The sequence below is a fragment of the Sulfuricurvum sp. genome, assembly GCF_049305995.1.
Lineage (GTDB): Bacteria > Campylobacterota > Campylobacteria > Campylobacterales > Sulfurimonadaceae > Sulfuricurvum.
This window is the reverse complement of record NZ_JBAQPS010000090.1, coordinates 1-7522: the sequence shown is the minus strand read 5'-3', so window position 1 is coordinate 7522 and position 7522 is coordinate 1. Positions and strand designations below refer to the sequence as shown.

Genomic DNA, 7522 nt, shown 5'->3' with positions numbered 1-7522 from the left:
CAAGATAATATCCAACCAAGGGACGATTTCCAATAAAATCGAGAAACTTTTTTGCCCCCGCTAACGGTTCAAGTGCATATTCCAAATCACATGGTCGAATATGATGAATTTTGATACTCTCGACACTTATCTCTTTTGATGGCTTTAAAAAAACTTCAAAACTTTCCGACGTAAGTATTCGATCCCCTTTAACTTTAACCGCACCAATACTCAATATTACATCTTTTTTAGTATTCAACCCCGTTGTCTCCGTATCAACCACAACCACTTCATCGCCATTGTAAGGTTCAAACATCCACGCATAATTTTCATCCTTCAATCCACGAGCGTTCCATACACGTTTGATTGAAGTGAACATTACACCACCATTCCCAAATGAAAATGGTAAGTCAAAAACTTTTTAAAAGTATTAATGATCTTAAATGCATCTTTTAGAAGATCACGTTCAGCTTTGCTAAGCAATTTTGGATTGACATAATTTTGAGCATTATACCCCTGTTTTTGTCCAAGAATAAAACGTAGACGGATACTGAGAAGTGTGTCATACGCTTCGATCAATTCACTCGCAAAACGTTTGTCGAATAAACCAAGGTTATTAAGTTCTTTAATTCGCTCCGTCGTATTAGTGTACATAATTTTATATTCCAAAGAAAGGATACGTATACCATGAACGATAGCAAAAATTCCCCCTTTTTTAATATCCAACTCACTCCCGTGTTCTGCACGTCCCAAAACGAAACCTGAGAATAAGCTCAAAGGAGTTTCAAAAGCTAAAGCCGCTTTTGCCAAATGGGCCAAAATATCACTCCGCCCCTCAAAATGCTCAAACAAATAATTTTGACACTCACGTAAAAGCGTTTCATCCCCTGCGACACAATGGGCATCCAAAAAAATTGATAATCCCATCAACGCCTCTTCACTGAGCGTTTGGCTCCACTCCGTGATTTTGTTCTGATACCCCGAAACACTGTTACGCCAGTACGGATTAGAGACCATCACATTCCCACTGCATTTTGGGAACCCCAACTGAAGTAAATACTCATTAAGCTGCATCATGTACGGCTCATACGTTTGGAGATTTTCACCGTCTCGAACAATGAGGGCATTATCTTGATCACTGCGTAATATTTGCTCGCCACGCCCTTCGCTTCCCATCACGATCAACGCACATTTATCTTGGAACTCTGCGGGAACGACCATCTCGAACACTTTGCGATAGACTTTCGCATTCAGTTCACTAACGAGTTTAGAAACGTAGCGAACCCGTACCCCTTTGGTAGTCAGTGATCTAACAAGATGGGTGAGCGAGCGCTGAGCATTTTGGAGTTCATCGATACTCACTGCACGATCGATTGAAGCGGCTATGAGATGGGTATGGTTAGCGAAATGGCTGAGTAAATCGAGCTGCTCCAATATCCCTACAATCGTGTCGTTTTCAACCACAATCAGTCGTTTGACCCCGTGTTTTGTAAAAAGCAGCAGTGCGTTAAAGAGAAAATCACTCCGCTCTATCGTAATCAACCCGTACGTCGCAATCTCATGGATCGGATCGTTTCGGCTTTTGTCACTGAGCAGTAACTTCTCACGCAGATTGGTATCGGTTACAATACCGATCTCCTCTCCTTTTTTCACCAAAATGACATTGGCGTTTTGATCTGCCATTTGTTGCAACGCTTCACGAATCGGAGTTTGAGCCTCAACAAAACACGGAGTATGCAGATAGATCTCATCAACACGAGAAACCATAAATGGAGTCAGCTCGTTTTGGTGCTGTCGCTCTTTTAGGTTTTGGTGCTTGGTGATAAAGTCTTGCATAAAATAATTTTGAAAAGGTTCGACATCTTGGAGGAGACCCAGAAAAAATTCTTTGGGGAGTTCATAGCAGATGAGATCTTCGGCGACACTAAAGGTGCTTTGGGTATTTCCGTATATAAGGGAGTTCGCGTCAAAACTGTCGCGCTCCCCATACACATTTTGGAGTTCACCCTCGATGGTTTCGTTGACAATACCTTTGATAATGATGTAGAGGGATTCCGCCCTCACCCGAGGAGCGATGAGTACCGTCTCCTTCGGGTAATAGGCGATGTCCATTTGGGTCATCAATTTTTCAATCATCCTCTCGCCGAGAAGGTCGAAAGGGTGAATTGACATCAATAGCGCTTTTTGGTCAAATAGACTCAAAAGTGTCTCCTAAGATATATTTTCGTCATCCTCGGGCTTGACCCGGGGATCCATCTTAAAAAAAGAGCTGGATTCCCGCCTTCGCGGGAATGACGTATTTATTTAATGCTCAACAGCACCCTCAGCACCGATACCCGTTTGACTTCGGATAAATTGAGCTTCGTATGCCTCTTTCTCTTTTGCTGCATTTTCTGATTTATCAGTAATCGAGAAGAACCAGATTCCAATAAACGCTGCACTCACAGAGAAAAGAGCCGGATATTTGTAAGGGAAAATTGCTTCCGTATTTTTCAATACATCCACCCAAACGGTTGGCCCAAGTACCACAAGAACTGCCGCTGTCAATAACCCGAGTGATCCACCGAGCAATGCACCGCGAGTCGTGAGTTTAGACCAATACATAGAGAGGAACAAAATCGGAAAGTTCGCAGATGCAGCAATCGCAAATGCTAGTCCTACCATAAACGCGATGTTTTGATCTTCAAACGCAATACCGAGATAGATTGCTACGATACCCAATACAACAGTTGAAATTTTAGAAACTTTCATCTCCATCATTCCATCCGCACGTCCGGCACGAAGTACACTTGCATACAAGTCATGGGATATCGCCGATGCACCCGCCAATGTAAGACCGGAAACAACCGCAAGGATCGTTGCAAACGCTACCGCAGAGATAAATCCGAGGAAGAAGTCTCCACCAACCGCATGACTCAAGTGAATTGCCGCCATATTATCACCACCGAGGATCGGAGCACCGCCATCAACCGCTTGTTTAGCTAGGTCAAGGTATTGTGGATTTTGGAAAACCATAACGATCGCACCGAAACCGATGATGAACGTCAAGATATAGAAATACCCGATAAACCCTGTCGCATAGAAAACCGATTTACGTGCTTCTTTCGCATCACTAACGGTGAAAAAGCGCATAAGAATATGCGGAAGACCCGCTGTACCGAACATCAATGCAATACCAAGAGAGATCGCTGAAATCGGATCACTCACCAATCCACCCGGAGCCATGATAGAGGTCGTCTCTTTCATTTGTACCGCAGTAGCAAACAATGATTCGAAATTAAAGTTATAGTGAGCCATAACCGCAATCGCCATAAACGTCGCACCTGAGAGGAGCAAGAATGCTTTGATGATTTGAACCCACGTTGTCGCCAACATCCCACCGAATGTTACGTAGAGGATCATCAATACACCGACGAGAATAACCGCGATTTCATAATCAAGACCGAAAAGAAGTTGGATAAGCTTTCCGGCTCCAACCATTTGAGCGATCAAATACAATACAACCGTCAAGATCGAACCAAACGCCGCCAAAGTACGGATAGGGGTTTGACGCAAACGATACGATGCAACGTCAGCGAACGTATATTTACCGAGGTTACGAAGCTGTTCAGCGACCATAAACAAGATAATCGGCCAACCGACCAAGAACCCGATAGAGTAGATAAGACCATCATACCCTTTCGCATAAACGAGGGCAGAAATCCCCAAAAATGATGCCGCAGACATATAGTCCCCCGCGATCGCCATACCGTTTTGGAATCCTGTGATCCCTCCGCCGGCAGTATAGAAATCTTTTGCCGTTTTGGTACGTTTTGCCGCCCAGTAAGTAATACCGAGTGTCGCCCCAACGAAGATCAAGAACATGATAATCGCTGACATATTCAGTGCTTGTTTTTCAACTTCTCCAGTTAACGCCTCGCCTGCGAACGCCGCAAAGCTAGTAAGAAGTACTAATAGTAACGTTTTCATCACTCTCCCTTTGCTTTTGCTTTGATTCGTGCCGTGAGCTCATCGAATTCAGTGTTTGCACGACGGACATAAATCCCTGTAAGGATAAATGCACTGATGATAACACCGACACCGACCGGAATCCCAACTGTTGTTACTGACCCCTCAGACAACGGAGTCCCTAGAAGTGCAGGATCAAATGCAATGACCAATACAAATCCGAAATAAATCACCAACATAACGATCGTCAATGTCCAAGCAAACTTGCTACGTACACGAGTGAGCTGTAAAAAATCAGGATCGTTTTTAATACGATCAACCATATCTTGTTTCATAATTTAACCTCCTTTAAAAGTTATAGTTTGCAATAACGCGGTATTCGTCCCAGCTAACATCACCGGCAGTTGTCTCTTGAAAGTCGCGTGCGTAGTTTGCACGAAGACGCAACTGGAGATTTTTAACGGTTTGTGGATTGTAAATAATATCAAATCCGGATTCACTTGACTCATCCGATGCAGCAGCATTTGAATAGCCATTTAATGGATCCATATCGTACTCAACATAGTATACACTGGTATTAAGATTTACACCATAATTTTTCCAATCATACGCAGCCGCAACTTTTAGCGCATCGGTCCCCGCCATAAACTGGTGACGTGTTACCATCCCTTGCGTATATGCCGGCATACCGCCCCATGGAGAAATGGTTCCGCCACCAATTGCTGCATCAGAATTTTTAGTATTGTGTGAAGCTGCTACTGAAAAATCAAAATTCGCTACTTTAACACCTGTTTTTGCTCCAACAAAATCACTTTGTACTTTGTTTAAAGCTGCTAGTGAGTTTGTACCGACATCTCTCTCACTAATCCATTGTGCCGCTACATACGGTGCTACACCGCTTGCGTATGACCATCCGTAATTTGCCTCACCATAGATGGCATTGAGAATATCATGAGCATAGTAATCCCAAAGTTGAAGTTTCAATCCCGAAATTCCTGAGTAAATTGCCGCCGCGACACTGACCCCTCCGGTATTCTCACCGATAGCATAGGTTCCCATATCAACGAATTCACCTACATGAGTTTTTGAATCCACGAGAGAATAACCCGATGTTACACTTAATACACCGCCATTGTAGACTCGTCCGAATGATCCTTGAGCGAATTTAGTCACATGTGCTGCGATTAACGTTGTATCTTTTACATCCGTATTACTTAATACATACGCTTCGAAAAGGTTTGGAAGCATACGTGCGTCATCACTTCCCGCCATCGGAGTATCAAGCTTTTGGCGTCCACCTTTAAACGTAGTGTTACCATTTTTGTACTGGACATACGCTTCCCCCAGATACGTAGTTGATTCATTGCTTTTGCCCAATAACGTCGGATCTACTTCAGGGTTATCCGCTCCCGTCGTGGTAGTTTTATCTTTTAAAAACAAACCATTACTTGTGTAAAAGGCACTACCGAGATTTAATCCGTTCCACGCACCTGTTTCATACTTCAAATATCCGCCGATAGCAGTGGCGTTGCGATGAACTGACGTTGCGTTAGTATACCCATCATAATCACGGTCGATATAGAAAGCACGAATTTGTCCGCTTGCTTTCCCCTCTTTGAATATTCCGGTCAAATCATCCGCTGCTATAGTATTGAATACTAAAACCGACGCTAAAAGCGATAGAGATACTGTACCTCTCATCCTCACTCCTTTAAGTTTTTCACACTGCCATTATGAAAATAAAGCGTAGCACGAACATAGCAATCGGAAAATTAGATAAATTAATCGTCATAAACTGCTAGAAGAGAGAATAAATGTGTAAAAAAGTAACTCAAGAGGAACGAGGAATATCGATCATGTAACCTAAAGCACGGATATTTTGAATAAAATCTTCTTTAAGGCTTTTTTTCAAGCGGCTCACTTCAGCCCGTATTGTGGCATTATCGACGTACTCTTCATCCCATACATAATTCCGAAATTGCTCGAAATCGACCACACGCCCTCGATTTCGAGCTAAAAGATCGATCATTTGTAGCTGCCGTTTCGTCAACGGCTGAGTTACATTTTCACACAGGAGAGTCGAAGTTGATGCATCATAGCTATAACTTTTAGATAATCGAAGATGATTCTGAGGAACCGTACAATTTTGCATCACCTTATCAATCCGCAGCGAGAGTTCTTTGAGATGAAACGGTTTTTTCAAATAATCGTAACACCCCAAATCGTAAGCTCTACTAATTCCCTCGATATCAATAAGCGCACTAATATAAATAGTTGGGGGACGAATTTTCAGAGCGTGAAGCTGCTCCAACAAATCCAATCCATCAATTCCGGGGACATTAATGTCTAAAATCAACAAATCAAATGTCTCTTTTTGTAGTGTATCCAAAGCATCACATCCATCATAAAATGAAGTAATCCTATGCCCTGAAGAGAGCAAATATTCATTAATTGCTTCACTGAGCATCTGTTCATCTTCAAGAAGGAGAATTTTCAATGCTACCCTTTTTAAAAGTATATTCGAAACGGGTCAACTCGCTATCAGAAGAAATTTTAATCTCGACACCGTCTTCATCACAGATGGATTTTACCAAACTTAGCCCTAAACCGAATCCATCGGTTTTTTTACGTTCTCTATAGTAGGCTTCAAAAATTTTTTGAGGGTCATGTATCTTTTGAGATCGGCTCTCTACCCAAAAAATACACCCTTGCAGATTACATCCTACTCCGACACGAATCTCTTCCCCATTTTTGGTATATTTAATCGCATTGGTCAGGTTATTATCGATAACCCGTTGAAGTTTAGTCTCATTAAACTGTATCCATGATTGAAATTCCGGCTCATAATAATTAAACGTAAGATTTGAGAAATGGGCAACCTCATCAAAAAATTCCAGCCGTTTTTTGACATATTCCCCTAGTTCAATCGCTTTTTTCGGATATTCAATTTGATCTTTTTTGACCAAATAACTCAAGTCATCGTAAATACTAAAAATATTTTTGACTGCCGCTTCGATTTTAGCCAGATAACGATTACGCCCCTCATTCATACTAAATAACTCGATATTGGCCATAATGACCGATAATGGTGTATGCGTCTCATGAATTGCATAACGGATAAACTGTTTGTGTGATTCAAGAAGCCCCTGTGAAAATTTTTGCTCTTCTTCGAGCGCTTCATTTTTTTGTTGTAAAGCTTGTGTTTTAACACGTACTCTCTCTTCTAAACCTGTGTTTAGTGTCTGCAATGACTCTTTTTGTTCATAAATGGTGTATGCCATCTCATTTGCGTATCCTGCCATCCGTTTGAATTCGGTAAAATAGAGATCATCTGCCGTGATAGCTTCAGCCTTTGTATGTACCGATTCAAAAAACTCTAAAAATCGTTCCATATCTCGTGCTATCATACTATTGACAATCTTCGAAATACCGATGATAAAGCCAAATAAAATAAGAGCTAATGTTGCGATTTCGACAATAATTTTGATCAGTCGACCTCTAAGAGCATGTTCATCTCCCGACATACCCTTAATTGAATCTCCTGCTACCATTGCAAATTGACGATATTCATCATAAATAAGCAAAGATGAAAAAA

Annotated in this window: 7 protein-coding genes; all 7 read right to left on the bottom strand. The window is 41.9% G+C overall.

Annotation, left to right across the window (positions count from 1 at the left end; all coding sequences use genetic code 11):
• Positions 1–358 (bottom strand): exonuclease domain-containing protein (locus WA010_RS03080; protein ID WP_422555709.1); only part of this gene is annotated, 358 nt, incomplete at its 3' end.
• Entirely contained in the window at positions 358–2181 is a 1824-nt protein-coding gene (locus WA010_RS03075; protein ID WP_422555708.1) for a putative nucleotidyltransferase substrate binding domain-containing protein, read from the bottom strand. The genes WA010_RS03075 and WA010_RS03080, both read right to left, overlap by 1 nt.
• Positions 2182–2283: 102 nt before the next feature.
• Complete coding sequence (locus WA010_RS03070; protein WP_422555707.1) at positions 2284–3948, bottom strand: cation acetate symporter; 1665 nt, start codon at positions 3946–3948, stop codon at positions 2284–2286.
• Positions 3948–4262 (bottom strand): DUF485 domain-containing protein, encoded by a 315-nt coding sequence (locus tag WA010_RS03065; RefSeq protein ID WP_422555706.1) that lies wholly within the window; start codon positions 4260–4262, stop codon positions 3948–3950. The genes WA010_RS03070 and WA010_RS03065 overlap by 1 nt, the downstream gene beginning before the upstream one ends.
• Before the next feature lie 13 nt (positions 4263–4275).
• Entirely contained in the window at positions 4276–5628 is a 1353-nt protein-coding gene (locus WA010_RS03060) for an OprD family outer membrane porin (RefSeq protein WP_422555705.1), read from the bottom strand.
• Between the two features lie 130 nt (positions 5629–5758).
• Complete coding sequence (locus tag WA010_RS03055) at positions 5759–6424, bottom strand: response regulator transcription factor (RefSeq protein WP_422555704.1); 666 nt, start codon at positions 6422–6424, stop codon at positions 5759–5761.
• Positions 6405–7522 (bottom strand): sensor histidine kinase (locus tag WA010_RS03050; protein WP_422555703.1); only part of this gene is annotated, 1118 nt, incomplete at its 5' end. The genes WA010_RS03055 and WA010_RS03050, both read right to left, overlap by 20 nt.